This window comes from Nocardia yamanashiensis (assembly GCF_021183565.1).
Classification (GTDB): domain Bacteria; phylum Actinomycetota; class Actinomycetes; order Mycobacteriales; family Mycobacteriaceae; genus Nocardia; species Nocardia yamanashiensis.
This window is the reverse complement of the sequence record NZ_CP089226.1, coordinates 4,253,110-4,279,677: the sequence shown is the minus strand read 5'-3', so window position 1 is coordinate 4,279,677 and position 26,568 is coordinate 4,253,110. Positions and strand designations below refer to the sequence as shown.

Annotated in this window: 20 protein-coding genes; 13 read left to right on the top strand and 7 right to left on the bottom strand. The window is 67.8% G+C overall.

The window, feature by feature from the left end:
* The first annotated feature begins 90 nt into the window (after positions 1–90).
* The gene (locus tag LTV02_RS20305) at positions 91–492 is read left to right on the top strand and encodes a nuclear transport factor 2 family protein (protein WP_233032943.1); all 402 of its coding nucleotides are present in this window, start codon (positions 91–93) and stop codon (positions 490–492) included.
* A 67-nt stretch (positions 493–559) separates the two neighbouring features.
* Here LTV02_RS20305 and LTV02_RS20300 read toward each other — a convergent pair whose 3' ends face one another.
* On the bottom strand, positions 560–1,204 hold the full coding sequence (locus LTV02_RS20300) for a TetR/AcrR family transcriptional regulator (RefSeq protein WP_233041629.1): 645 nt from the start codon (positions 1,202–1,204) through the stop codon (positions 560–562).
* Positions 1,205–1,286: 82 nt separating this feature from the next.
* On the opposite strand from LTV02_RS20300, the gene LTV02_RS20295 reads away from it, so the two are divergent.
* The 7 genes from LTV02_RS20295 (at position 1,287) to LTV02_RS20265 (ending at position 9,487) form a co-directional block, all read left to right on the top strand.
* Complete coding sequence (locus LTV02_RS20295; protein WP_233032941.1) at positions 1,287–2,654, top strand: flavin-containing monooxygenase; 1,368 nt, start codon at positions 1,287–1,289, stop codon at positions 2,652–2,654.
* Between the two features lie 17 nt (positions 2,655–2,671).
* A complete protein-coding gene (locus LTV02_RS20290) occupies positions 2,672–3,817 on the top strand; it encodes a serine hydrolase domain-containing protein (RefSeq protein ID WP_233032939.1) in 1,146 nt (381 codons plus the stop codon).
* 22 nt (positions 3,818–3,839) lie between these two features.
* Positions 3,840–5,501, top strand: a complete 1,662-nt coding sequence (locus LTV02_RS20285) for a class I adenylate-forming enzyme family protein (protein WP_233032937.1) — start codon at positions 3,840–3,842, stop codon at positions 5,499–5,501.
* Between the two features lie 6 nt (positions 5,502–5,507).
* Positions 5,508–7,259, top strand: coding sequence for an N-acyl-D-amino-acid deacylase family protein (locus LTV02_RS20280; protein WP_233032935.1), 1,752 nt, complete (start codon positions 5,508–5,510; stop codon positions 7,257–7,259).
* An 11-nt stretch (positions 7,260–7,270) separates the two neighbouring features.
* A complete protein-coding gene (locus tag LTV02_RS20275; protein WP_233032933.1) occupies positions 7,271–8,053 on the top strand; it encodes an SDR family NAD(P)-dependent oxidoreductase in 783 nt (260 codons plus the stop codon).
* A 118-nt stretch (positions 8,054–8,171) separates the two neighbouring features.
* The gene (locus LTV02_RS20270; RefSeq protein ID WP_233032931.1) at positions 8,172–8,555 is read left to right on the top strand and encodes a hypothetical protein; all 384 of its coding nucleotides are present in this window, start codon (positions 8,172–8,174) and stop codon (positions 8,553–8,555) included.
* Between the two features lie 20 nt (positions 8,556–8,575).
* Positions 8,576–9,487: an SGNH/GDSL hydrolase family protein gene (locus tag LTV02_RS20265; RefSeq protein WP_233032929.1), complete on the top strand. Its 912-nt coding sequence runs from the start codon at positions 8,576–8,578 to the stop codon at positions 9,485–9,487.
* A 55-nt stretch (positions 9,488–9,542) separates the two neighbouring features.
* Here the strand turns inward: LTV02_RS20265 and LTV02_RS20260 are convergent, their stop codons facing one another.
* The 5 genes from LTV02_RS20260 to LTV02_RS20240 all read right to left on the bottom strand — a co-directional run bounded on the left by LTV02_RS20260 (position 9,543) and on the right by LTV02_RS20240 (position 18,029).
* Positions 9,543–11,096, bottom strand: coding sequence for an acyl-CoA carboxylase subunit beta (locus LTV02_RS20260; RefSeq protein WP_233032927.1), 1,554 nt, complete (start codon positions 11,094–11,096; stop codon positions 9,543–9,545).
* Between the two features lie 117 nt (positions 11,097–11,213).
* On the bottom strand, positions 11,214–11,948 hold the full coding sequence (gene narI / locus LTV02_RS20255) for a respiratory nitrate reductase subunit gamma (protein WP_233032925.1): 735 nt from the start codon (positions 11,946–11,948) through the stop codon (positions 11,214–11,216).
* A complete protein-coding gene (gene narJ / locus LTV02_RS20250; protein ID WP_233032923.1) occupies positions 11,945–12,625 on the bottom strand; it encodes a nitrate reductase molybdenum cofactor assembly chaperone in 681 nt (226 codons plus the stop codon). The genes narI and narJ overlap by 4 nt, the downstream gene beginning before the upstream one ends.
* On the bottom strand, positions 12,622–14,316 hold the full coding sequence (gene narH, locus LTV02_RS20245; RefSeq protein ID WP_233032921.1) for a nitrate reductase subunit beta: 1,695 nt from the start codon (positions 14,314–14,316) through the stop codon (positions 12,622–12,624). Before narH ends, narJ begins: the two co-directional genes overlap by 4 nt.
* 11 nt (positions 14,317–14,327) lie before the next feature.
* The gene (locus tag LTV02_RS20240; protein WP_233032919.1) at positions 14,328–18,029 is read right to left on the bottom strand and encodes a nitrate reductase subunit alpha; all 3,702 of its coding nucleotides are present in this window, start codon (positions 18,027–18,029) and stop codon (positions 14,328–14,330) included.
* A 360-nt stretch (positions 18,030–18,389) separates the two neighbouring features.
* On the opposite strand from LTV02_RS20240, the gene LTV02_RS20235 reads away from it, so the two are divergent.
* Positions 18,390–18,827, top strand: coding sequence for a YdeI/OmpD-associated family protein (locus tag LTV02_RS20235; RefSeq protein WP_233032917.1), 438 nt, complete (start codon positions 18,390–18,392; stop codon positions 18,825–18,827).
* Positions 18,828–18,879: 52 nt separating this feature from the next.
* On the opposite strand, the gene LTV02_RS20230 is transcribed toward LTV02_RS20235, so the two are convergent.
* Positions 18,880–21,192: an arylsulfatase gene (locus tag LTV02_RS20230; protein WP_233032915.1), complete on the bottom strand. Its 2,313-nt coding sequence runs from the start codon at positions 21,190–21,192 to the stop codon at positions 18,880–18,882.
* Positions 21,193–21,440: 248 nt separating this feature from the next.
* Between LTV02_RS20230 and LTV02_RS20225 the strand changes: the two genes are divergently transcribed.
* Genes LTV02_RS20225 through LTV02_RS20210 form a run of 4 tightly spaced genes read left to right on the top strand, consistent with a single transcriptional unit; the run spans position 21,441 to position 26,540 of the window.
* Positions 21,441–23,030, top strand: coding sequence for an ABC transporter substrate-binding protein (locus LTV02_RS20225; protein WP_233032913.1), 1,590 nt, complete (start codon positions 21,441–21,443; stop codon positions 23,028–23,030).
* Positions 23,027–23,986: an ABC transporter permease gene (locus tag LTV02_RS20220; protein WP_233032911.1), complete on the top strand. Its 960-nt coding sequence runs from the start codon at positions 23,027–23,029 to the stop codon at positions 23,984–23,986. The genes LTV02_RS20225 and LTV02_RS20220 overlap by 4 nt, the downstream gene beginning before the upstream one ends.
* Positions 23,983–24,870: an ABC transporter permease gene (locus LTV02_RS20215; RefSeq protein ID WP_233032909.1), complete on the top strand. Its 888-nt coding sequence runs from the start codon at positions 23,983–23,985 to the stop codon at positions 24,868–24,870. The genes LTV02_RS20220 and LTV02_RS20215 overlap by 4 nt, the downstream gene beginning before the upstream one ends.
* Entirely contained in the window at positions 24,867–26,540 is a 1,674-nt protein-coding gene (locus tag LTV02_RS20210) for a dipeptide ABC transporter ATP-binding protein (protein WP_233032907.1), read from the top strand. The genes LTV02_RS20215 and LTV02_RS20210 overlap by 4 nt, the downstream gene beginning before the upstream one ends.
* Positions 26,541–26,568 lie beyond the last annotated feature (28 nt).

Below are 26,568 nucleotides of genomic sequence, written 5' to 3'. Positions count from 1 at the left end.
ATCAAGGTCCGATATCGGTGAGCCGAATCGTGTTCCCGCTGGCCGGAACCGGCGCGCGGCCGCCGCGCGCCGAAGCGGCAGGATTTGCCCATGTCCGCCGAACATCCCGCGCGACGAGCCGGATTCGCCTCGCAGGCCGCCGTCCGCGCCAAACGCAAAGCCGACTGGCTGGCGCTTTTCGCCCCGGATGCCCGGGTCGAGGATCCCATCGGCAAGTCCCCGTACGATCCGGTGGGCGAAGGTCATTCGGGCCGGGAGGCCATCGCGGCATTCTGGGATCGGGCCATCGCGCCCAGTGATATCGAATTCCGCTGGACCGATTCCTTCGCCTGCGGCAGCGAAGTCGCATTCGTCGGCACCATTGTCAGCGCCCAGCCCGGCCGCGTGGTCGAGGTCGATCTGGTCGCCACCTATCGGGTGAACGAGCAGGGCGAGGTGACCGCATTGCGCGCGTTCTGGGAACTGGAACGCGCCCGCGTGAGCGCACCGTAGATTCGAAAGCCCGCACTCCGCATCCCCTTTCAGCATTCCGGAGAATGTGAAAGGGGATGTTTTAGTTTTATGTGGAGCCGGGGGTTTGCAGGGCCGGGAACCAGATGTCGGTCAGCACCGCCGCCGCCTCGTCCGCGGACACGTCGATCGTCCCCTGCATGGCCCAGCGCGTGAAGAACCGCTCCAGCTGCGCCACCAGCAATTCGATCCGCAGCCGCGCCTCCTGCTGCCGCTCGGCCGGCCAGCGCGACAGGTACGAGGTCATCACATTCGGCAGCGAGGTGATGCCTTCCCGTGCCACCTCCCGGAATTCGGGTTCGAGGGTGGTCGCCTCGTCCCAGGCCGGCAGTAGATCCTTGTACTCCTGGAACCACTCGATGGCCCGCTTCATCCAGTCCGCGAACTCCGCGCGCGATCCGGTGTCGAGCACATGGTCCAGATCCTCGTAGAAGTGCTGGACGCTGGGCAGCGTCCCCTCGGCGGCGATGGCGCGCAGCACATCCGGCTTCCCGGTGAAGTGCAGATAGAAGGTGGCGCGACTGCATCCGACGGCCGCGGCGATGTCGTCGACTCGCACCGGCGCGTAGCCCTGGGTGGTGAACAGCTGTTTGGCCGCTTCGATGAGCCGGCTGCGGGTGAGCCGCTTCTGCTCGTCGCGCAGCGAGGTGCGGCGGGTGGTGGGGTCGTCTGATGTCCGGGTCACGCCACTGATGATAGACGCACGTTCACTCACTAGACACACTGTCTAGCGAGTGCTACCGTGTGTGCCACGTCACGTCCCGCAGGAGAGTCAATTGGATACACGTGAGTTGCCCCGGGTCGCCGTCATCGGCGCAGGTCCGTCGGGAATCACCGCCGCGAAAAGGCTGGCAGAGTACGGCATTCCCTTCGTTTGCTACGAGGCCTCGGACGAGGTGGGCGGCAACTGGTACTACAAGAACCCGAACGGGATGTCGGCTTGCTATCAGAGCCTGCACATCGACACGTCGAAGTACCGCCTGCAGTTCGAGGACTTCCCCGCTCCCGAGGACTGGCCGGATTTCCCGCACCACTCCCAGCTGCACCAGTACTTCAAGGACTACGTCGACCACTTCGGCATTCGCGAGAGCATCCGCTTCGAGACCAAAGTCGTTGCCGCCGAACGTGATGCCGACGGCCGCTGGCTGGTCACCAGCGAGCACGGCGATGTCGAGACCTTCGACGCGCTGATCGTGGCCAACGGCCACCACTGGGATCCGCGCACCCCCGACTATCCGGGCGAGTTCGACGGCACGCTGCTGCACTCACACGCCTACAACGACCCCTTCGACCCGATCGATATGCGCGGCAAGCGCATCGTGGTGGTCGGCATGGGCAACTCGGGCCTGGATGTGGCCTCGGAGCTGTCGCAGAAGTTCATCGCCGCCAAGCTGTGGGTCTCGGCTCGCCGCGGCGTGTGGGTGCTGCCCAAGTACGTGGGCGGCAAAGTCGGTGACACCCAGGTGGTTCCGGCGTGGATGCCGCCGAAGGTGGCGCTCAAGCTCAAGCAGCGCTTCGTGGTCAAGAACCGCGGCCGCATGGAGGATTACGGCCTGCCCAAGCCGGATCACCTGCCGTTCGAGGCGCATCCGTCGGCGAGCGAGGAGTTCCTGCACCGGGTCGGTTGCGGCGATATCGATTTCAAGCCCGCCATCACCCGTCTCGACGGCCGTTACGTGCATTTCGCCGACGGCAGCGTGGAGGAGGTCGATGTGGTGGTGTGCGCCACCGGCTATCACATCAGCTTCCCGTTCTTCACCGATCCGGCGCTGCGCCCGGACGAGGCGAACAAGATCCCGCTGTGGCGGCAGATGGTCAAGCCCGGCATCGACAATCTCTTCTATCTCGGTCTGGCCCAGCCGATGCCGACCCTGGTCAACTTCGCCGAGCAGCAGTCCAAGCTGGTCGCCGCCTACCTGACCGGCAATTACCGGCTGCCCTCGGAGACGGAGATGACGGCCTCCGCCAAGCAGGCCGAGGCCTTGCGCGCCGAGCGGTACTACAACTCGCCGCGGCACACCATCCAGATCGATTTCGACGTCTACGTGCGCGAATTGAAGAAGGAACTGGCCGACGGGGCCAAGCGCGCCGCCGCCTGCGGTCACGAGCTGCCGGTCAAGAGCCGCGCCGCCGTGCGGGTCTGAGAGAGGGGAACGGGCAGATGAGCAATGTGGCTGGATTCTGCGCCGACGAATTCACCGAGCTCCGAACGGTTTTCACCGAACAGGTGGAATCCGGGGCGGAACTGGGCGCCTCGGTGTGCGTGGTGGTGGACGGCGAACCGGTGGTCGATCTCTGGGGCGGCTGGGCCGATCTGGAGCAGACGGTGCGCTGGAAGGCCGGCACCCTGGTCAACACCTTCTCCATCACCAAGACCATGACGGCGCTGTGCGCGCTGCTGCTGGTCGAACGCGGGGAACTGGACCCGGACGCCAAGGTGGCCGCCTACTGGCCCGAGTTCGCGGCCAATGGCAAGGCGGATATCGAAGTGCGGCACCTGCTTTCGCACACCTCGGGCGTCTCCGGGTGGGAAGCGCCGATCGTGCTCTCCGATATCTACGACACCGAGGCCGCGGCCGCGCGGCTGGCCGGGCAGGCGCCGTGGTGGGAGCCGGGCACCGCGTCGGGCTATCACGCCATGAACTACGGGCATCTGATCGGCGAGCTGATCCGGCGCATCGACGGCCGCTCGCTGGGCCGCTTCTTCGCCGAGGAATTGGCCGGCCCGCTCGGCGCGGACTTCCACATCGGCACCGACGCAAGCGATTTCGATCGCGTCGCCACCCTGGTGCCGCCGGAGCTGCCGGAGTTCGATCAGTCGCTGCTGCCGCAGGACAGCGTCATGTTCAAGACGCTGTTCCAGCCGCTGCTGGATTTCGCCGAGGTCGGCACCCCCGCCTGGCGCGCGGCCGAACTGGGCGGCATGGGCGGGCACGGCAATGCCCGGTCCATCGCGCGATTGCAGTCGCTGGTCAGCAATGGCGGCACGCTCAGCGGCCGGGAGTTCTTGTCGCCCAAGACCATCGACCGCATTTTCGAGCAGCAGATCGACGGCGTGGATCTGGCGATCATGCTGCCGCTGCGCTTCGGCATCGGTTACGGTCTGCCCCAGCAACAGACCGCTCCGCACGTTCCGGACGGCCGGGTGTGCTGGTGGGCCGGGCTGGGTGGGGCCTTCGTGGTCAACGACCTGGACCACCGGGTCACCTTCGCCTACGCCATGAACCGCATGGCCCCCGGCCTCATCGGGTCCGAGCGCGCCGACGCCTACCTGAAGGCGACGTTCGCGGCGGTCCGCGGCAACTGAACGAGATTCGAGGACTTGACTCATGACCAATGCCGTTGACATGCAGGCTTTCGCAGCCCAGATCGCCGGAAAGCTGACCGGTCCGGGCGGGCCGTTCGAGATGACCGTGGAGCAGGTGCTGGGCGCGCCGCAGCCGGTGTTCCGCAATCGCCACGCCTCGCTGCTGGAGCTGCTGGAAGCCTCCGCCGCCCTGGGCGATCGCGAATACCTGGTGTCGGAACGCACCCGCTACACCTTCGCCGAGCACTACGCGGCCGCCGGCGCACTGGCCGCCGCACTGGCCGGGAAGTACGGCGTCGGCAAGGGCGACCGGATCGGCATCCTGTCCGCCAACAACCCCGAATGGGTGCTGACCTTCTGGGCGGCGCAGCGGCTGGGCGCCATCCCGGTCGGCTACAACGCCTGGTGGGCCCCGCGCGAAATCGCCTACGGCCTGGAGCATTCCGCGCCGAAGGTGGTGCTCGCCGACGCCAAGCGCGCCGCCGCGGCCACCGCGACCGGAACCGACATCCCGGTGCTCACCATGGAAACCGAGCTGCCCGCGCTGCTCACCGAATACGCGGGCCGCACCGCCACCGCGGCGGTGGGCGAGGATGATCCGGCGGTCATCCTCTACACCTCCGGCACCACCGGCCGCCCCAAGGGTGTGGTGCACACCCAGCGCAATATGGTGGCCGTCGCCGACTACCACCGCTTCATGGACGCCCTGGCCGCCGGCTTCCGCGGGCTGGCCTGGGACGGTTCCCCGGCCGGCCGCCGCTACCTGGCGACCATGCCGCTGTTCCACATCGCGAGCCTGCACAATCTCTCGATTCCGCGCCTCACCACCGGCGACGCCGTGGTCTTCCCGTCCTCGGGCGCGTTCGACGCCGAATCGCTGCTGGCCCTGGTCGCGGCGGAGCGGGTCACCAACTGGGCGGCGGTGCCGACGCTGGCGAGTCGCATTCTGGCGGCGGACATCTCGAAGCACGACCTGTCCTCGCTGACCGCGTTCTCGCTCAACTCCGCCCCGGCCTCCCCGGCCCTGGTACAGCGCCTGCGCGAGCACTTCCCGGTCGCGCTGCAAGGCCTGACCACCAGTTACGGCTGCACCGAATCCGGCACCGCCGCGACCGTGGCGACCCCGCCCGAGCTGGCCGCCGACAACGAGACCGTCGGCCGCGCGGTGGTCGGCGTCTCCCTCGAAGTCCGCGACCCCGAGGGCAAACCGGTGCCGGACGGCGAAGAGGGCGAGATCTGCATTCGCAGCCCGTACGTCATGCTCGGCTACTGGAACGACGAGGCCGCCACCGAGGCGTCCATCGACGCGAACCGCTGGCTGCGCACCGGCGACTTCGGCACCCTGCGCGAGGGCAAGCTCTACATCTCCGGCCGCCGGTCGGACCTGATCCTGCGCGGCGGCGAGAACGTCTACCCGCAGGAGATCGAGAACGTGCTGGACGAGCATCCGGCGGTGACGGAATCGGCGGTGATCGGCGTGCCGCACGAGGATCTCGGCCAGGAGGTGGCCGCCATCGTGGTGGTCGCGGATCCGGCCGCGGTCACCGAGGACGAACTGCGCGATCACGTCGCGCAGCGGCTCGCCTACTTCAAGGTGCCGGCCCGCTGGCTGGTCACCGCGGATCCGCTGCCGCGCAATGCCACCGGCAAGGTGCTGCGCCGCGATATCAGGCTGGGGGAGTGAATCGCCTTGTACGACACCATCATCAAGAACGGACGCTGGTTCGACGGCACCGGCGCCCCGTCCGCGCTGCGCAATCTCGGCATCAAGGACGGCCGGGTGGCGGCGGTCAGCGCCGAGCCCCTGGACGAGACCGGCTGCGGGCGGGTCATCGACGCCACCGACCGCTGGGTGCTGCCCGGCATGGTCGACATCCACACCCACTACGACGTGGAAGTGCTGCTGGATCCGACGCTTTCGGAATCGCTGCGGCACGGGGTGACCACCATCCTGCTCGGCTCCTGCTCGCTGTCCACCGTGCACGTGGGCGGCTCGGACGCCGGTGACCTGTTCGGCCGGGTGGAGGCCATCCCGCGGGCGCACGTGGTCGAAGCGGTGGACGGGCTCAAGTCCTGGAACAGCGCGCACAGCTATGTGGCGGCGCTGGAATCGCTGCCGCTGGGCGCGAATCTGGCCGCCTTCATCGGGCATTCGGATATCCGGGTCGCCCAGATGGGCCTCGAGCGCGCCACCCGCCCCGAGGAGGTGCCCTCGGAGGCCGACATGCGCGGCATGGAGCACAAGCTCACCGAGGCCCTGGACGCCGGATTCGTCGGAATGTCCTCGCAGCAGCTGCTTTTCGACAAGCTCGACGGTGACACCTGCCGTTCGCGCACGCTGCCGTCCACCTACGCCACCACCAAGGAACGGCGGCGGCTGAACCGGATCCTGCGCGATCGCAAACGCGCCCTCCAGGGTGGGCCCGATGTGGCGCGCCCGCAGAGCCTGGTGGCGATGGCGGCCAGCACGCTCGGCTTCTTCCGGCCCAAGCTCAAGGTCAGCCTGCTCTCGGCCGCCGATATCAAGGCGATCCCGGGCGTCATCTACATCTTCCCGCTCATCGCCAAGGTCCTGAACCGGCTCGGCGGCGACTTCCGCTGGCAGCATCTGCCGGTGCCGTTCGAGGTCTACTCCGACGGCATCGACCTGCCGGTGTTCGAGGAATTCGGTTCCGGCGCAGCGGCATTGCACCTGGCCGATCAATTGGACAAGCGGCAGGCGCTGTTCGCCGACGAGGAGTACCGGCGCTGGTTCCGCAAGGACTACGAGAAGAAGTACGGGCCCCGGGTCTGGCACCGCGACTTCTTCGACGCCGAGATCACCGAATGCCCCGACTCGTCGGTCATCGGCAAGACCTTCGGCCAGGTCGGTGTGGATCGCGGCGGCCTGCATCCGGTGGACGCCTTCCTCGATCTGCTGGTCGAGCACGGTTCGAAGGTGCGCTGGCGCACCACCATCTCCAATCACCGGCCCGAGGTGCTGGACAAGCTGGCGGTGGATCCCGGTATGCAGCTGGGCTTCTCGGACGCGGGCGCACACCTGCGCAATATGGCCTTCTACAACTTCGGGCTGCGGTTCCTGAAGCGGGTGCACCGCGCGCAGGAGTCCGGCCGGGGCTTCATGAGCGTGGAGCACGCGGTGCATCGCGTCACCGGCGAACTGGCCGACTGGTACGACCTGGACGCCGGGCATCTACGGGTGGGCGATCGCGCCGATGTGCTGGTGCTGGATCCGGCGCGGCTGGACGACAGCCTGGAAACCTACGCCGAGAACCCGGTCCCGGAATACAACGGCCTGTCCCGCATGGTGAATCGCAACGACGCCACCGTGACAGCCGTGCTGGTCAACGGCCGCTACGTCTTCGGCGAAGGCGAGCGGGCCGACACCCTCGGCACCGAGCGCACCGGCGAATTCCTGCGCGCCGGCCGGCGCGGAAACTGAAGGAAAACACTGTGAACGCACGTAGATTCGACGGCCGCACGGCCGTCGTGACCGGTGCGGCCTCCGGTATCGGCGCGGCCATCGCGGCCGCGCTGATCGCGGAGGGCGCCGATGTGGTCGGGCTGGATATCGACGCGGCCGGATTGGGTAAGAAGGCCGCCGAACTCGGCGACGCCTTCGTCCCGGTCGTCGCCGATGTCACCGCCGAGGATCAGATCGAGGCCGGAATCGCCACCGCGGCAAGCCGTTTCGGCCGCCTGGACGCCGCCTTCAACGTGGCGGGCGGCTCGCGCATCGGCGCGATCACCGATCTGGCCGTGGAGGACTGGGATTTCACCGTCGACCTGGTGCAGAAGAGCGTCTTCCTCTGCACCAAGCACGAGGCCCGGCTGATGCGCGACAGTGGCAACGGCGGCGCCATCGTCAATATCTCCTCGCTGGACGGCCGCATCCCCATGCCCGGCGGCAGCGCGTACGCCACCGGCAAAGCGGGCGTGGTCATGTTCTCCAAGAACGCCGCCCTGGAACTGGCCCCGCATCGCATCCGGGTGAATTCGGTGCTCCCGGGTCTGGTCGACACCCCCTTGGTGGCCGCGATCATGGGCTACGATCCCGCGAAACAGATGTTCCTCGACCGAATTCCGCTGGGTGCGGCGGCGGCGCCGGAGCAGGTCGCGGGCCCGTGCCTGTTCCTGGCCAGTGACGACGCCTCCTACATCACCGGCACCGAACTGGTGGTGGACGGCGGCTGGGAAGTCAGCAACTTCCCGAATCTGGCCAAGCTCGCGGGCTGATTCGCATAGGTCGCTACCTCGGGTTTTCCCGATTCGGGGCAGAAACGGGGATGGGGTTTGTACAATCCCCGCTGAAGTGAAATGTGGACACTTCAGAATCTGATTCGAGGTAGTGAGAATGTCTGTTTCCCGGGGTATGTTCGCCGCGCGCGCCATGACGGCCGTGGTCGGCGGGGTGCTGCTGCTCGGTACGGTGGCGGCCTGCGGCGGTGAGAAGGCATCCGGCGGATCGGAAGCCACCACCACGACTCCCACCACCTCGGTGGTGGCCCCGTCGGCCGCGCCCACCTCGGCCGCGCCCGCGCCCACCACCGAGGCCCCGGCTCCGCAGCCCGCGGCCGCCGAACCCGCCGCGCCGCAGCCGGCCGCGCCCGAACCGGTGGCCACCCAGCCGGCCGCCGCGCCCAAGCCCGCCCCGCAGACCCAGCAGCAGGCCCCGCAGACCCAGCAGGCGCCGCCCACCCTGGACGTGCCCGGCTTCGAACCCCGCGCCGGATACTGAGCGGGCCGAGGGATATTCAGGTGCTCGGGAAGAGTGGACGCTGGCTGTGCGCCGCCGCCATGGCGGTCACGGCCTCGGTGACGGGGGCGGGAAACGCGGGGGCCGATCCGGCTCCCGAAGGCAAAGAGCTGGTGGTGCTGGGTGATTCGTTCAGCGCCAACGCCTGGGACTTCATGGATGCCGACAACACGTGCATGCGCCGCGGCAAGACCGCCTGGCCCGCACAGCTCGGCAAGCTCATGGGCGTCTTCGGCACCGATCGGATGATCGACGTGTCCTGTCCCGGCGCCTCCATCGACGGCGGCCCCGGCTGGTCCATGGCCCAGGAAGCCCAGAAGGCCGACAAAGCGGGCGGTTTCGGTCCGCGCACGAAACTGGTCACCCTCCAGTTCGGCCTGAACGACAAATGGGGCGAGTCCTCCCAGACCCTCTGGAAATCCCTGCAGACCTGCGTCTTCAATCTCACCGAAGGCTGCGGCCCCGAAGCCGTGGCCGAAGGCCGGATGACCGACTACAACGGCGTCTCCGCCAATACGATGGCCGCCCGCATGCGCAATGCCATCACCTACATCCGGTACTACGCCCCCAACGCCCGCATAGTCCTGGTCGGCTACCAGGAACTCTTCCCCGTCGGCGCGGAACAGCTGTGCCTCAACTTCTTCGGCATCGCCCCCTACATCCAGCCCCGGGGCCGAGCCGTGGTCGAGTACTTCGAGCGCATCGACCAAGCCCAGCAGGACGCCGCCCGCATGCTCGGCATCGATTTCCTGGACGCCCGCTCCCTGACCACCGGCCACGGCCTCTGCTCGGACCAGCCCTGGGTGAACGGGGTCCTCGACCCCCGCACCGACCTCGACGGCCTCTTCTTCCATCCGTCGAGCCAAGGTGATGCCGCGGTGGCGGGCGCGATTCACGACCGGTACGGCCGCTAGCGGACAGTCCGCACCGTGCGGCGCCGACCCTGGTCAGCGCCGCACGGTCCCGGTCTCACATCGGGTAGATGGCGTGCTTGCGCGGGTTGAACTCCGGCTTCACCGGGGGCTTGTCGCGAAGCAGCTTGAGGGCCTTGCGGATTTCCAAACGCGTGGTGGAGGGTTCGATGACCGCGTCGATGTAACCGCGCTCGGCGGCGATCCACGGGGTCGCGATGTTCTCGTTGTACTGGTTCACCAGGAACTCGCGGGCCGCGGCCCGGTGCTCCTCGGCCACCGCCGCCAGCTGCCGCTTGCCGAGCAGGTCGACCGCGCTCTCCGCGCCGATCACCGCGATGCGGGCGGTGGGCCAGGCGAAGCTCATATCGGCGCCGACCTGGCGGGCGGCCATCATGCCGTACGCGCCGCCGTAGGACTTGCGGACCACCAGGTTGATGATGGGCACGGTGGCTTCGATGATGGCGCGGGGGACGCGGCCGCCGCGAATGATCACGCCCGCTTCCTCTTCCGACAGGCCCGGCAGCACGCCCGGGGTGTCGGCGACGAAGACCAGCGGGATATTGAAGGCGTCGCAGAGCCGGATGAAATACGTGGACTTGTCCGAGCAGGCGGCGTCGATCGAACCGCCCAGCACCAGCGGCTGATTGGCGATCACGCCCACCGGGTAGCCGTCCACGCGGGCGAAGCCGGTGATCAGATTGGGTGCGAATGCGGCTCGGACCTCGTGGAATTCGCCGTCGTCGAACAGGCGCAAGAGGATCTCGTGCATGTCGTAGCCGGAGCGGTCGGAGTCCGGGATGATCTTGTCGAGTTCCAGGTCGCTCGCCGTGATCTCCGGTTCCAGACCGGGATTCACGATGGGCGGCTGCTCCAGGCAGCTGGTGGGCATGTAGCTCAGGTAGTTGCGCGCCCACTCGTAGGCCGCTTCCTCGGTCTCGGCCACGTGGTGCAGGGTGCCGCGCCGGGCCTGCACGGCCGCGCCGCCGAGCTCCTCGGCGGTGACGTCCTCGCCGTTGACGGCCTTGATCACGTCCGGACCCGTCACGAACATGTACGAGTCCTTGGTGCCGATCAGCACATCGGTATTGATCGGCCCGTACACCGAACCGGCCGCGCACTTGCCGAGAATGATCGACACCTGCGGCACATAGCCGGACAGCTTCTCCAGCACCCGCGAGATATCGCCGAAGGAGGCGATGGAGCCCACCGCGTCCTGGATGCGCGCGCCGCCCGAATCGTTGATGGTCACCACCGGGCAGGCATTGTCGTACGCCAATCGCAGTGCGCGCATGAACTTCTGGGCCGAGGTGACGCCCACCGAACCGCCGTACACGGTCTGATCGTGGGAGATCACCACCACCGGCCGGCCGCCGATCATGCCGTGCCCGGTCACCAGGCCGTCGCCGAAGAGGGCGTCCGGCTGTCCGGGCTGCCGGGCCAGCGCGCCGGTCTCGACGAAGGTGCCCGCATCGAGCAGCATGTTCACCCGCTGCCGGACACTGGGAATGCCCTTCTTCTCGCGCTTGGCGATCCCGGCCTCACCCGCCGGTTCCTTGGCGATCTCGAGGATCTTCTGTAGTTCATCGAGCTTCGCCTGCGTACCGATCACGCTTACTGCCACCTTCCAACCAACTGTTGTGCCCCCGCGACGTTAGGCGGTATCCGGCCGCAGTGGGGCAACGAATTGGTTAAAAGGGACGAATCACAATCGATGCGGACCCCCGAATCATCGGGGCGGCAGTACCGGGGAGTCCCACGCGCGGGCGTAGCGGCGCTTGTCGAGCGCGTTCACTTCCTTGCTCCGGTACACCACGTACGGCCGCACCAGATACCCGACCGGGGCCGAGAACATGTGCACCAGACGGGTGTACGGCCACACGCCGATCAACGCCAGCACGATGATGCCGTGCGCCTGGAACGTCCACGGCGTGCCGACCATCAGCTCCGGCTCCGGATGCAGCGTGAAAAGGGAACGGAACCACGGGGACACGGTCTCCCGGTAGTTGTAGGTGCCCCACAGCAGATTGCTGCCCACCGTGTTCAGCAGCCCGGTGCCGAGCGCCCCGGCCAGCAGGACGTACATGAACTTGTCATTGGTGGTGGTGGCCTTGCGCACCGCCGTGACCGTCACCCGCCGGTACAGCAGGATGCCGATGCCGGCGATCACCGCGACGCCCGCGACCGTGCCCGCGGACACCGCCACCACGTGGTAGAGGTGCTCGGAGATCCCCACCGCTTCGGTCCACGACTCCGGGATGAGCACGCCGAGCACATGCCCGCCGATCACGCCGAGCATGCCGAAGTGGAACAGCGGGCTGCCCAGCCGCAGCAGCCGCGATTCGTAGACCTGGGAAGACCGCGTCGTCCAGCCGAATTGGTCGGTGCGATAGCGCCACAGGTGGCCGAGGACGAAGGAGGTGAAGGCCACGTAGGGCAGCATCAACCAGAGGGTGGGGGTCATCGACGGGCTTCCGATCCGGTGAAGCCGATGGGGTCCATGGCGAAGGGGTCGAGCCCGACCTCTTCCTCCGGCGGCCCCTCGGCGGCGAGTTCGGCAATGCGGCGGCGGTCCGCGGTGGTCACCGGCGGCAGCGTGGACAGCACCGCGCCCAGTACGCCGGAGTAGGCGGAACCGCTGTCCGACAGGGAGAGCCGCAGCAGCTCCAGCACCGGGACGTGCTCGCCGAGCAGGCGTTCGCCGCCGATGGGATCCACGGTGGCGGCGAATTCCAGCAGCACCGCCAGGTGGTCGGGCAGCTCCTCGTCGCCGAGTTCCACGCCCGCGTGCCGGTAGGCGTGCTTGAAGCGGAGCAGGGCCATCCCGCGCTTACGGGTGTCGCCGTAGGCGTAGAAGGTGAGGTGCAGGCTGGCGCGGCGGCGCATGTCGAAGGTCTCGACGTACTCCTGCGCCAGCGCGATGGGAGCGGTGCGGCGCAGGTGATCCAGCATCGGATTCAATTGGGCGCGCACCGCTTCCGGCAGTTCCGCGACCGCGGCAGCCAGCTCGTCCACGATGGCCAGGGTCTGCTCGCCCGGATAGTCGAGCAGCAGGGCCGCCAGCCGCCACATCACGCGCCGCTGCTGATCGGTCATGCCGACCGCCGGTTCCGGCCGGCGCCGCAGTTTGAGCAGGCTCATCGCGCCGCCCCGGTGGGCTCCGGTGCTGCCGATCCGGCGTCGGCGGGGGCGTGGCCGGCGGCGCCGTTGCCGCTGCCATTCCCCTTGGCGCCGTTGCCATTGCCGTTACCGGTCGGCAGCAGTCCGTCGGTCTTCTTACCGTCCCAGTTCAAGAGGTTGATGCGGGTGGCCTTCTCGTCCGGGGCCGCGCCATTGGTGTCGGAGAGGTGGAACTTCTCGGCGACATAGTCGTAGGCGGTCATGCCGGGGCCGCCGTCGGTGTCCAGCGAGCACCCGGTCGCGAGCGAATCCAGTTCGTGCGCCCGGGAAGTCGCGCCGGACGGGATGACGTACCGGTGCTCGTACTTGGCGATGGCCAGCAGCCGGTACATGGCCTCGATCTCCTCAGGCTCCAGGTGCACCGCCTCCGGTATCGAAAGGTCCGGCTCCTGACCGAGATTGATCGAGCGCATGAACGAGCGCATGCCCGCGAGCCGTTGCAGCGCGTCCCGCACCGGTTCGATCTCACCGGCGGTGAACAGTTCCGCCAGGTACTCCAACGGAATTCGCAACGCGTCGATGGCCCCGAACAGATTGCCGTGGTTCTCCCCGTCGTGCCCGGTCTGCGAGAGCACATCCACGACCGGCGACAGCGGCGGCACGTACCAGACCATCGGCATGGTGCGGTATTCCGGATGCAGCGGCAGCGCGATCTTGTAGTCGACGATGAGCTTGTAGACCGGCGAATCCTGCGCGGCCTGAATCCATTCCGGCGAGATGCCTGCCCGTTCGGCCTCGGCGATCACGCGCGGATCGTGCGGATTGAGGAACACGCCCAACTGCGACGGGTAGAGGTCCTTGTTCTCCTCTACCGACGCGGCTTCGAGGACCTTGTCCGCGTCGTAGAGCATCACGCCGATGTAGCGCAGCCGCCCCACGCAGGTCTCGGAGCACACCGTCGGAATGCCGACCTCCACGCGCGGGTAGCAGAACGTGCACTTCTCCGCTTTGCCGGTCTTGTGATTGAAGTAGATCTTCTTGTACGGGCACGACGACACGCACTGCCGCCAGCCGCGGCACTTGTCCTGATCGACCAGCACGATGCCGTCCTCGGAGCGCTTGTAGATCGCGCCGGAGGGGCAGGCCGCCGCACAGGACGGATTGAGGCAGTGCTCGCAGATGCGCGGCAGGTAGAACATGAAGGTCTCTTCGAACTCCAGCTTCACCTGCTCGGACAGCTTGGCCAGCAAGGGATCCTTGCCGATTTGCTCGGGTCCGGAGCCCAGCGAGTCGTCCCAGTTCGCGCCCCAGGTGACCTTGGTGTCCTCACCGGTGATGAGCGACTTGGGCCGCGCCACCGGGGTGGTGTCCATCTGCGGGGCCGACAGCAGATTGTCGTAGTCGTAGCTCCACGGGTCGTAGTAATCCGACACGGTGGGCAGGTCCGGATTGGCGAAGATGTTCAGCAGCCGCTTCATCCGCGACCCGGACTTCAGGCTCAGCCGGCCCTTCTTGTCGCGGACCCAGCCGCCCTTCCACTTCTCCTGATCCTCGTAACGCCGCGGATAACCCTGTCCCGGACGGGTTTCCACATTGTTGAACCAGACGTACTCGGTGCCGCCGCGATTGGTCCAGGCCTGCTTGCAGGTGACCGAGCAGGTGTGGCAGCCGATGCACTTGTCCAGGTTCATGACCATGGCGAGCTGAGCCATGACGCGCATAATCAGTACTCCACTTCCTGCGAGCGCTTGCGAATGGTGGTCACTTCGTCGCGCTGATTTCCGGTGGGGCCGTGATAGTTCAGGGCGAAGGACTGCTGGGCGTAGCCGCCGATCAGGTGCGAGGGCTTGATCATGATGCGGGTCAGCGCATTGTGGATGCCGCCGCGCTTGCCCCTGCCGGCCTTGGTGTCGGCGGCGCCTTCGATGCGCGGCACGTTCACGGCGCGGTCCTGCGCGTGATACATGAACACGGTGCCCTCGGGCATGCGGTGCGAGACGATGGCGCGGGCCACCACGATGCCGTTGCGGTTGATCGCCTCGATCCAATCATTGTCCGCCACACCGATTTTCGCGGCGTCAACATCCGACATCCAGATGGCCTGGCCGCCGCGGCTCAGCGTGAGCATGTGCAGGTTGTCCTGGTAGGCCGAGTGGATCGACCACTTGGAGTGCGGCGTCAGGTACCGCACGGTGACGCCGTTCTCGGTCACCTTGCCGATGCCCGGTTCGCTGAACAGCGCGGTCATATCGAGCGGCGGGCGGTAGATGGGCAGCTGCTCACCGAGTTCGGCCATCCAGTCGTGGTCGAGGTAGAAGTGCTGGCGTCCGGTCAGCGTGTGCCAGGGCTTCTTGCGCTCCACATTGATGGTGAAGGGCGAATACCGGCGGCCACCGGTCTCGCTGCCCGACCATTCGGGGGAGGTGATGACCGGGACCGGCCGAGCCTGGGTGTCCGCGAACGTGATTCTCTTGCCCTCGTGCTCGGCGGCGAGGTCCGCCAGCTGGGTGCCGGTGCGCTTCTCGAGGGCGTGGAAACCCTCCACCGCGAGCCGGCCGTTGGTGGTGCCGGACAGCGCCAGGATGGTCTCGGCCGCGTGAACGTCCTTGGCCAGGGACGGACGCCCTTGTGCCACACCGGAAACCACGGTGCCGTTGACGCCCTTGAGGTACTCGACCTCCGCGTCCGGCAACGTGGTGACACCCTTGGTCGTGACGCCCAGCTGCTCCACCAGCGGCCCGAGTGCGGCCATCTTCTCCGCGACGCTCGGGTAATCACGTTCCACCACAACCAGTTTCGGCATGGTCCTGCCCGGAATCGGCTCGCATTCGCCGTACTTCCAGTCCAGCACCTTGCCGCCGGCCTGGGCCAGCGCATCGGCGGAATCGTGCTGCAGGGGCACGGCCACGATGTCCTTGCGCACCCCGAGGTGCTTCTCCGCCAGCCACGAGAAACCGCGGGCGATGCGATGGAACGCCTCGAAGTCGGTCTTGGCCTCCCACGGCGGGGAGATGGCCGGGGTGAAGGCGTGCACGAACGGGTGCATGTCGGTGGAGGACAGGTCGTGCTTCTCGTACCAGGTGGCGGCCGGGAACACGATGTCGGAGAACAGGGTCGTGGAGGTCATGCGGAAATCGAGGGACAGCAGCAGATCCAGCTTGCCGGTGGCCGCCTCGTCCCGCCATTCCAGTTCCTGCGGGCGCACCCCGGTGGCCTCGCCGGTCTGCAGGTTGGAGTCCGCGCCCAGGAGGTGCTTGTGGAAGTACTCGTTGCCCTTGCCGGAGGAGCCCAGCAGGTTGGCCCGCCACACGGTGAGCACGCGCGGGAAGTTCTCGGGCGCGTCGGGATCCTCGCAGGCGAAGCGCAGGTCGCCGGACTTCAGGCCGTCGACCACGTAGTCGGCCGCGGATTTCCCGGCCGCCTCGGCCTCGTCGGCCAGGTCCAGGGGGTTGCGGTTCAGCGTCGGGTAGGACGGCATCCAGCCCAATCGCGAAGCGAGCGCGATATTGTCGGCCGCCGTGCGCCCGGCGAAGCGGCCGTCGCCCAGCGGCGAGGCGAACGCTTCTGAGGTGAACGGGTCGTAGCGCCACTGGTCGTTGGTCAGGTACCAGAACACGGTGCCCTGCATCTGGCGCGGCGGACGCTGCCAGTCGGAGGCGAAAGCCAGTGTGGCCCAGCCGGTTACCGGACGGCACTTCTCCTGGCCGACGTAGTGCGCCCAGCCGCCGCCGTTCACGCCCTGGCAGCCGGTGAGCAGGGTCAGGGTGAAGAAGGCGCGGTAGATCTGATCGGAGTGGAACCAGTGGTTGGTGCCCGCGCCCATCAGGATCATCGAACGGCCGCCCGAACGCATGGCGTTGTCGGCGAATTCGCGGCCGATGCGCTCGGCCTGCTCGGCGGGGACGCCGGTGATCGATTCCTGCCAGGCCGGCGTGTAGGGCTCGCTCGCATCGTCGTAGCCCGTCGGCCAGGAGCCGGGCAGGCCCGGCCGCGCCACGCCGTATTGCGCCAGCAGGAGATCGAACACCGTCGTCACCCGTTTGCCCGCCACCACGGTGGTCGGCACGCCGCGGGTGAGCACATCCGCTGTGCGCCCATCCCGCCCGCCCACGTCGAAGCGGGGGAACTGCACGGCCACAGCATCATCGGTCCGGCCGTGCAGAGTCAGCAGGGGATCCACGTCCCCCAGGTCCAGGTTCCACTTGCCCTTGCCGGCCTCGGTGAAGCGATGGCCGAGAGAACCGTTGGGCACCTGCGGATTTCCGTCCGCGTCCAGCAGCACCGTCTGATGCGCGACGCCCTCGCCGGTGTGGCCGAGATCGGCCGCGGTGAGGAATTTGCCGGGCACCGCGACGCCGTCCTTGTCCTCGAGGGTGACGAGGTACGGCAGGTCGGTGTAGCGCTTGACATAGTCGGCGAAGTACGGAGTCTCCTTGTCCACGAAGAACTCTCGCAGCGTCACATGGCCCATGGCCATGGCCAGCGCGGCATCGGTGCCCGGGCGCGCGGCCACCCATTCGTCGGCGAATTTGGTGTTGTCGGCGTAGTCGGGGGAGACCACCACGACCTTCTGGCCGCGATAGCGCGCCTCGGTCATGTAGTGCGCGTCCGGGGTTCGCGTCACCGGGACATTGGAGCCCCACATGATCAGGTAGCCGGCGTCGAACCAGTCCGCCGATTCCGGCACGTCGGTCTGGTCGCCGAAGACCTGCGGCGAAGCCACCGGCAGGTCGGCGTACCAGTCGTAGAACGACAGCATGGAGCCGCCGATCAGCGAGATGAACCGCGCGCCGACGGCATGGGAGACCATGGACATGGCGGGAATCGGGGAGAACCCGGCCACCCGGTCCGGGCCGTACTTCTTGATGGTGTGCACGTGCGCGGCGGCCGCGATCTCGGCGGCCTCCCACCATTCCGCGCGCACGAATCCGCCCTTGCCGCGGGCGTGCTTGTAGGTCTTCGCCTTTGCCGGATCCTCGACAATGGACTCCCAGGCCAGCACCGGATCCTTGAGCCGCTCCTTGGCCGCCCGGTACAGCTCCAGCAGCGCGCCGCGCACATACGGATACCGAATGCGGGCGGGGGAGTAGGTGTACCAGGAGAACGACGCGCCGCGCGGGCACCCGCGCGGTTCGTACTCCGGCTTGTCCGCGCCGACGGACGGGTAGTCGGTCTGCTGCGACTCCCAGGTGATCACGCCGTCCGAGACGTAGATCTTCCACGAGCACGATCCGGTGCAGTTCACGCCGTGCGTGGACCGCACCACCTTGTCGTGCGCCCAGCGGTCCCGGTAGAACTCGTCCGCACCGCGCCCGCCGGTCTTGTGCAGGGTGCGCAGATCGCCGGAAACCTCACCGCGATTGAAGTATTTTCCGAGCCGAAGCAGGGCATCCGCTGCCGAAGACGCGGTATTCGTGGTAGCCATGACGCCCCTAACAAAGTGTGAAAAACCGGGCTGCTGAATCGACTGTAAAGACGTCGACTTGGGCAGCAAAACGGTTCTCTCACAATGCGCTCCGCCCCTTTGTGAGCTGTGAGGTCGGCGCAATCTCCCGGTCACTGGACGGTAGCCCCCACGGTTCGGCGGGCTGACGCTGACCTGGCTAAATACCCGGCGAACCGCCGAAATACGCCCGCCGCCAGGCCTTTCGGAGTCCTACCGGTGAAGCTTTGGAAACGGCCGCTTCTCCGGCGGTTTACATTTGTTAACACGTTTTCCGGGTAGCTAAAAAGTCGCCCACCCTCCTTGACGCCCCGCCCCGGACCCACCGAATAAGGTGATCGAATGGAGCGATTCGAGGCCGAAATCCACCCCGCGAACGGCGGCGGCGCGTATATCCCCATTCCCCCCGAGATCATCACCGCCCTCGGCGGCGGCGCCCGCATCCCGGTCCGCGCCACCTTCGACGGCATCCCCTACACCGGCTCGATCGCGTCCATGGGCGACGGCCCCTGCCTGGGCATCCTCAAATCCATCCGCACCGAACTGTCCAAGTCCCCCGGCGACACCGTCACCGTCACCCTCGAACGCGATACCGCTGAACGCACCGTCGAAGTCCCCGAAGAACTCGCCGCCGCCCTCGCCGCCGCCGGCCTCCGCCCCGCCTTCGACGCCCTCAGTTACACCCGCCGCCGCGAATACGCCGCCGCCGTCACCGCGGCCAAACGCCCCGAGACCCGCGCCCGCCGCATCACCGGAACCCTGAACGACCTGCGTTCGTGAACGGTGCTACGGGCGGGGAACGGGTCTCGGCCGGCTGACGGCGGGGGATCGATTACTCGGCGACCAGCTCCGCTTCGGTGTCGAGGGCGCGGCGGGTGTCCTCGTCCACGCCGATCGCGCCGGGGCGGTAGGTGACCGAGTGGAGGGCGCCGGTGTAGCGGAAGACGCCGCGGCGTTCGCGCAGGTCCCAGGCGACGGGGCCGCGGGCGTCGAGGCCGACGGAGATGCCGGTCCAGGGGGCCATGCCTACCAGTTGGACCTGGTCGGGGAGGTCGGCGGCGCGGACGCCGTCGATGCCGAGGGAGAAGTCCCAGCGCAGGTGGGGGCGGACGGTGGCGGAGACGGTGAGGTGCTTGCTTCCCGCGGGGACCGGGCCCGCGTCGGCGGTGGTGTAGCGGCCGTAGGCGTTGTAGCCGAACAGGAGCCGGTCGTTCTCGATGTAGAGGAGGTAGCCGCCCTGGGGGTCGCCGTGGGCCACCAGCACGCCTTCGTCGCCGGGCTGGAAGCCGTCGAGTTCCACGGCGATGGTGAAGTCGCGGTAGGCGATGAGCTGCTGCGAGCGATAGCGCTCGAGGGTGGGGGTGCCGGGGAGAATGCGGACGCGGTCCTTCAGGCGGGCTTCCTCGGGGCGGCGCCGGGCCAGGTCCTTGCGGGTGATCAACGGGAAAACCGTGTTGTGCCAAGCTGATTCGTCCCAGGCGGCGGCCAGTTCGGCGGCCTTCTCGGGGAATTCGGCCGAGACGTCGTGCAGTTCGGTGGGGTCGGTGCGGACGTCGAAGAGCTGCCAGTGCGGGTCGTCGATATCCCGGCCCGGCTCGTGCAGGGCCAGGAGTTTCCAGCCGTCACGGTAGAAGCCGCGGTGGCCGGTCATCTCCGAGTACTGCTCGGTGTGGCGGGTGGGGGCGTTCGCGTCGTGCAGCACCTCGGCGGCCGATACGCCGTCGAAGTCCTTGGCGGGCAGTCCGTTTCGAACGCTCGGACGATTCAGGCCCGCCAGCTCCAGCAGGGTGGGAGCCAGGTCGGTGACATAGGTGTATTCCTGGCGGATGCCGTTGTCGCCCGCGGCGCGGGGCAGACCCTTGGGCCAGGACAGCAGGAACGGGACGCGCACGCCGCCGGCGAAGGTCTGCCCCTTGTAGAAGCGGAACGGCGTGTTGGAGGCCTGCCCCCAGCCGCGCGGATAGTGGACGCCGAGCTTGGCGGTGCCGATGAGTTCGTCGTCGTGCGGGACGTCGCGCTCCCAATCCGGCTCGTCCACCTGCGCGAACTGGGCGAAGTAGGTGCGGGTGCCCTCCGGGCCGCCCTCGGCGGTGCCGCCGTTGTCGGAGGTGAACACGATGATGGTGTTGTCGAGTTCGCCGAACTGCTCCAGGGTTTCGACGATCCGGCCCAGGCTCTGGTCGATGCTGTCGACCATGCCCGCGTACACCTCCATGTACCGCTCGAAACGCGATTGCTGCTCGGGGGTGAGCGAATCCCATTCCTGCGCTTCGTATCCCGGCTCGGTATTGCGCGGCTTCTGCTGGGTGCCCTCGGGGAACAGTCCCTGCGCCAGCTGGGAGGCGAACCGGCTCTGCCGCAGCCGATCCCAGCCCTCCTTGTACTTACCGCGGTACTTCGCCAGATCCTCCGGCTTGGCCTGCAACGGCCCGTGCATGGCGGTATGCGCGAAGTACAGGAAGAACGGCTTGTCGGCGTCGTGCGCCCGCAGCTCCTTCAGATACCCGATGGCACGATCGGTGTAATCGTCGGTGAGGTAGTAACCCTCCGGGTACTCCTCGAAATCCACCGCCGAGGCATCGGAGATGAGCTGATTCGGGTGGTAGAAGGAATTCAATCCCTCCAATGACCCGTAATACCGGTCGAATCCGCGCTGCGTCGGCCAGGAATCGCGATGCGAGGCCGGATGCAGCGTGGCATCGCGCACCAGATGCCATTTCCCGACCGCATAGGTGGCATATCCGTTGGCGCGCAGGATCTCCGGCAGCGTCAGCACGTCATCGGCCAATTCCAGCCGCAGCCCCGGATACCCGGGATCGGCATTGGCCACGAACCCGAAGCCCGCGCGATGCGAATTCACCCCGGTCAGCAGGGCCGCCCGCGACGGCGAGCACAGCGGCGTGGTGTGAAAGTTGGTGAGCCGCAACCCCTCCGCAGCGATCCGATCCAGTGTCGGGGTGTCGATCTCGGAACCGAACGGGCCGATATCGCTGTAACCCATATCGTCGACCAGCACCACGACGATATTGGGCGCACCCGCCGGGGCCTGCGGAGGGTAGAGCCATTCGGGTGTGGAATCGGCGGTGGTGCGACCGATCTCGCCGGTGAAGTTTTCGTAGCCACGGGCATTCGGGGGGACAGGCATGCTTTCAGCAAAGGGCCGTATCCGCCGTCCCCGCCAGGGTTTGATTCTGGCTGCGCGCAACCACTGATCGCCCGCTCACCCGCTGTTAGCGTCGCTCACCATGCACACCAGTCACCTTTGCGCGCCCGGCGCCGGTTGTCGTCTCTGTGCCTGACGCGCCGGCCCGCGCGTCCACTCCTGCTCTCAGTCCCCACGGTGCGTAACGCACCCTCGCCGCGTCGTGCGGCTCATATCTCGAGGATTTACAGATGAATTCGTCCCCCGGCGGACTCGATCGTCGTCGTTTCCTGCGTTCTTCGGCCGTCGCGGCCCTGGCCATCTTCGGCGGCGGCGCGCTCGCGGCCTGCACCTCGGCGGTCGAGCAGGCCAAGGGCGGCGGCGACGACAATGCCGCGCCGGTCAAGGGCGGCACGCTCAAGTACGGCGTGCTGTTCGACCTGGTGCCCGCGAACATTCTCACCAATACCGGCACCACCCCGTGGGTCGTCGGCCTGGTCTTCGAGACGCTGGTGCGCTACCCGCACGACAAGCTGGAACCGCAGCCGCTGCTGGCCAAGAAGTGGACGGTGGCCCCGGACGGGCAGTCCGTCACCCTGGAATTGCGCGATGACGTGAAGTTCCACAGCGGCCGCGCCTTCACCTCCAAGGATGTGGAGTTCTCGCTGCGCACCTACGCCGATCCGAAATGGTCGGCGCAGCTCAAGAGCACCGCCGCCGCCATCACCGGCTACGACACCACCGACCCGCACAAGATCACGCTGACGCTCGCGCACCCGATCGGCAACCTCTTCGATCTGCTCGACACCGCGCCCATCCTGGACAGCGAATCCATCGACCAGCTGGGCACCGGCGAGAAGATCGTCGGCACCGGCCCGTTCAAGTTCGTGAACCGGGTGCCCAACTCGCAGTTGGTGTTCGAGAAGAACCCGAACTACTGGGTGCCCGAGCGCCCGTACCTGGACCGCGTCGAATTCAGCGTGATCACCGACAGCCAGGCGCAGCTCAACGCCCTCAAGTCGGGCCAGATCCACTTCGCCGACGGCATCACCTACCGCGACAACGAGAACCTCGCCAAGACCGACGGTTTCAAGGTCATCCCGTACGAGGGCGCGGAACTGCAGCTGTACGTCGGTGCGAACGTGCAGGATCCGACGCTCGCGGATGTGAAGGTGCGCCAGGCCATCGCCTATGCCATCGACCGGGACCGGATCATCGCCGAGGTGTTCCGGGGCGCGGGCTACGCCCTGAACGTGCCGTGGCCCAAGAACTCGCCCGCCTTCGACGAATCCCGCAACACCCGGTTCAAGCGGGACGTGAACAAGGCCAAGCAGCTGCTCTCGGGCCTGCCCAAGCCGCCCAAGCTGCCGCTGGCCTTCAATGCCGGCATCGGCACCTACGAGGCGACCGCGCAGATCGTGCAGGCCAACCTGGCCGAGATCGGCATCGACACCGAGCTGGTGCCCACCGAGAACGCCACCTTCGTCAAGCAGCTGATCGGCGCGCAGTTCCCGGGTCTGTGGATCACCGACCACTCCTGGGCGCAGTTCGTGCCGTCGACCCTGACGGTCAGCGCCTACCCGTTCAATGCGCGGAAGAACGCCTCCCACTTCGAATCTCCCGCCTACGTGGCCGCCGCCGACGCCGCCTGGAAGCGGCCCACCGGCACCGGACCGGACGCGGTCAAGGCGTACCAGGCACTGAGCGATCAGCTGCTGGAGGGCCTGTTCCTGATCGAGATCGGCGTGCGCTGGGCCCAGGGCACCACCAGCAAGAAGCTGCACGGGGTGGGCTGGACCAAGCGCCGCGAACTGAATCTCGCCGACACCTTCCTGGCATGATCGCCTATCTGCTGCGCCGGGTGCCGTCGGCGGTGGCGGTGCTGTTCGGCGCCTCGGTGCTGATCTTCCTGCTGCTGCGGCTGGTGCCCGGCGATCCGGCCACCACCCTGGCCGGCCCGGACGCCACCCCGGAAACCATTGCGGCCATTCGCCATCAGCTCGGCCTGGACCGGTCCTGGCCCGCCCAGTACCTGACCTGGCTGCACGGCGTGTTCACCGGTGATCTGGGCCGGTCCTACATCATCGGCGGCCAGATCTCCGACCTGGTCGGGCGCGGGCTCACCAATACCCTGGCGCTCGCCGTCTCGGCGCTGGCGCTGGCCGTCGTGGTGAGTCTCGCGGTCAGCGTTTCGGCCGTGCTGTGGGACAAGCGCTGGCTGAATGCCCTTGTGGCGGCGGCGAATACGGTCGCGGTGGCGGTGCCGGTCTTCGTGACCGGCGTGCTGCTGGTGCTGGTGTTCGCCATCGTGTTCCCGATCCTGCCGGCGGGCGGCGTCCCGCCGGACGGGTTCGCCGCGCACCCGGACATCACGGTGCAATACCTGCTGCTGCCCTCGATCTGCCTGGCGCTGCCGGTGACCGCGGCGCTCACCCGGTTCCTCACCGAATCGCTGCGCACCGAACTGCGCAAACCGTATGTGCTCACCGCGCGGGCGCTGGGCATCTCGCATCGGCGGATCGTCACCCGCGGCGCGTTGCGAAATGCCCTGCCCACCATGCTGACCGCGCTCGGCATCCAGGCCGGGCAGCTGCTCGGCGGCGCGGTGCTGGTCGAGGCCGCCTTCGCCTGGCCGGGCATCGGGCAGCTCATCGAACAGGGCATCAACCGGCGCGACTATCCGGTGGTGCAGGCGCTGCTGCTGTTCTCGGTGGCGGTGTTCGTGGCCATCCAGCTCACCACCGATATCGTGCACGCCTGGCTCGACCCGCGTATCCGGATCGGAGGCCGGGCATGAGTGAATCCATCGATCTGGCCGGAATCGCACCCGAGGCGGTGAGTGTCCGCCCGGCGGCCCGCCGGAACGACGGCCGGGGTCTGCGGGCGCTGACCCGGGGTCAGGGTCTGGCCGGGGTGCTCCTGGTCGGGATCATCGCCCTCGCCGGCCTCTTCGCCGGCTTGCTCACGAAATACGGTCCGCTGGAACAGATTCCGGGGGCCAACCTGCTCGGTCCGAGCGGCGAGCACTGGCTCGGCACCGACAATGTCAATCGCGACATCCTCAGCCGCGTGCTGTACGGCATTCGCATCAACCTGCTCATCGGCCTGGTGGCGGTCCCGCTGGGCGCGGCCGTCGGCGCCCTGACCGGCCTGCTGGCCAGCGTGAACGCCGTCGCCGACGTCATCACCCAGCGCATCTTCGACCTGATCCTGGCCTTCCCGGCGCTCATCTTCGCCATCGCGCTCTCGGCCGTCACCGGACCCGGCGCGCACGCGGTGGTCATCGTGATCGTGGCCGCCGAGATCCCCATCTTCGGCCGTCAGATCCGCACCGCCATCCTGGCCGTGCGCGAACAGCCGTTCGTGGAGGCCGCCGAGGTGATCGGGGCGAGCACCTGGTGGACGCTGCGAAAGCACGTGCTGCCCAATGTGATCGAGCCGCTGTCGGTGCAGCTGGCGCTGTCCATGTCGCTGGCGGTGTTCGTGGAGGCCGCCATGAGCTTCATCGGCATCGGCGTGCGCCCGCCGGACCCGTCGCTGGGCTCGCTCATCGCGGGCTCCATCGACAATCTGGACGCCAATCCGGCGTACGCGGTCGGACCCCTGCTGGTGGTCTCCGGCCTCACCCTCGGATTCCTGTTGATCGCCCAGGCTCTGGGCCGTGCCCGGAGGATCGGATGAGCGACAAGGACGACCGGGCGGACGATCAGCGGTCGCTGCTCGAAATCCGGGATCTGACAGTGCGTTTCGGTGACCGTACAGTGGTGGACGGGGTGAGCGTGACCGTCGGCCGCGGTGAGACCGTGGCGCTGGTCGGCGAATCCGGTTCGGGCAAATCGCTGACCGCCCGCGCGGTGCTCGGCCTGCTGCCCGACGGCGCCCACGCCACCGGTTCGATTCGACTGGGCGGCAACGAGATCGTCGGCGCCACCGACGCCGAACTGCGCCCGCTGCGCGGCACCCGCGCCGCCATGGTCTTCCAGGAACCGCAGACCGCGCTGAACCCGGTGCAGAAGATCGGCACCCAGATCACCCAGGCGCTGCGCGCGCACGGCCCGATCGGCAAGGCGGCGGCGCGGGCGCGCGCCGTCGAACTGCTGGGCCTGGTGGACATTCCCGAGCCGGAGAAGCGCATCGACTGGTACCCGCACCAGCTCTCCGGCGGTCAGAAGCAGCGTGTGGTCATCGCCCTGGCCCTGTCCGGCGAACCGGATCTGCTCATCGCCGACGAGCCCACCACCGCCCTCGACGTGACCGTGCAGGCGGAGATCCTGGAACTGCTGCGAGAGCTGCAGCGCCGCAACGACACCGCCATCCTGTTCATCACCCACAATCTGGGCGTGGTGGCCGCCATCGCGGACCGGGTGGTGGTGATGAACGCCGGGCAGGTCGTCGAAACCCGTTCGGTGCACGACCTTTTCGCCGAACCGCGCGAGGAGTACACCCGCACCCTGCTGGCCGCCGTGCCGACGCTGCCCAGCGCCGGGGCGACCCTCGACGTGGTCGGGCCCGCCGGCGCACCGGAACCCGTGCCGGAACCGGTGCTGCGCCTCAACCACGTCTCCGTGGTGTATCGCCAGGGCCGCAAGCGTTTCCAGGCCCTGCGCGATCTCTCGCTCACCGTCGCGCCGCGCGAGGTGATCGGCCTGGTCGGCGAATCCGGCTCCGGCAAGAGCACCCTGGGCCGCACCGCGCTCGGCCTGGTGCCCGCCACCACCGGCGAGGTGGTGCTGCACGGCACCCCGCTGACCGGCCTGTCCACCCGCGAACTGCGCGGCCTGCGCAAGGACGTGGCCCTGGTGCACCAGGACGTCACCGCATCGCTGGATCCGCGCCGCACGCTCGAGGACTCCATCGGCGAACCGCTGCTGGTGCACCGGGTCGCCTCCGGCGCGCTGCTCCGCAATCGCGTGGGCGAGCTGCTCGAATCGGTGCGCCTGCCACGCGATTACGCCGGCCGCCGGCCCGGTGAACTCTCCGGCGGGCAGCGGCAGCGGGTCGCCCTGGCCCGGGCGCTCGCGCTGGCTCCCCGCCTGCTGGTGGCCGACGAGCCCACCAGCGCGCTCGACGTGTCGGTGCAGGCGCAGGTGCTGGATCTGTTTTCCGACTTGCGCGCCGAATATGGTTTCGCCTGCCTTTTCATCAGTCATGATCTGGCGGTGGTGCATCAGGTGGCCGATCGCGTGGTCGTCCTGAAACAGGGTGAAATGGTGGAAACCGGCCTGGTCGAAGATGTTTTCGGGCAGCCCCGGCAGGACTACACTCGGCGATTGCTGGATGCGGTCCCGGCGCCCGATCCGGCGCATCGCCGCGGCGAAAATCCGCCGCGCGCACTCGCACTGGGCGCGTAGGGATTTCCTGACAGGATTCCCCGGTGAT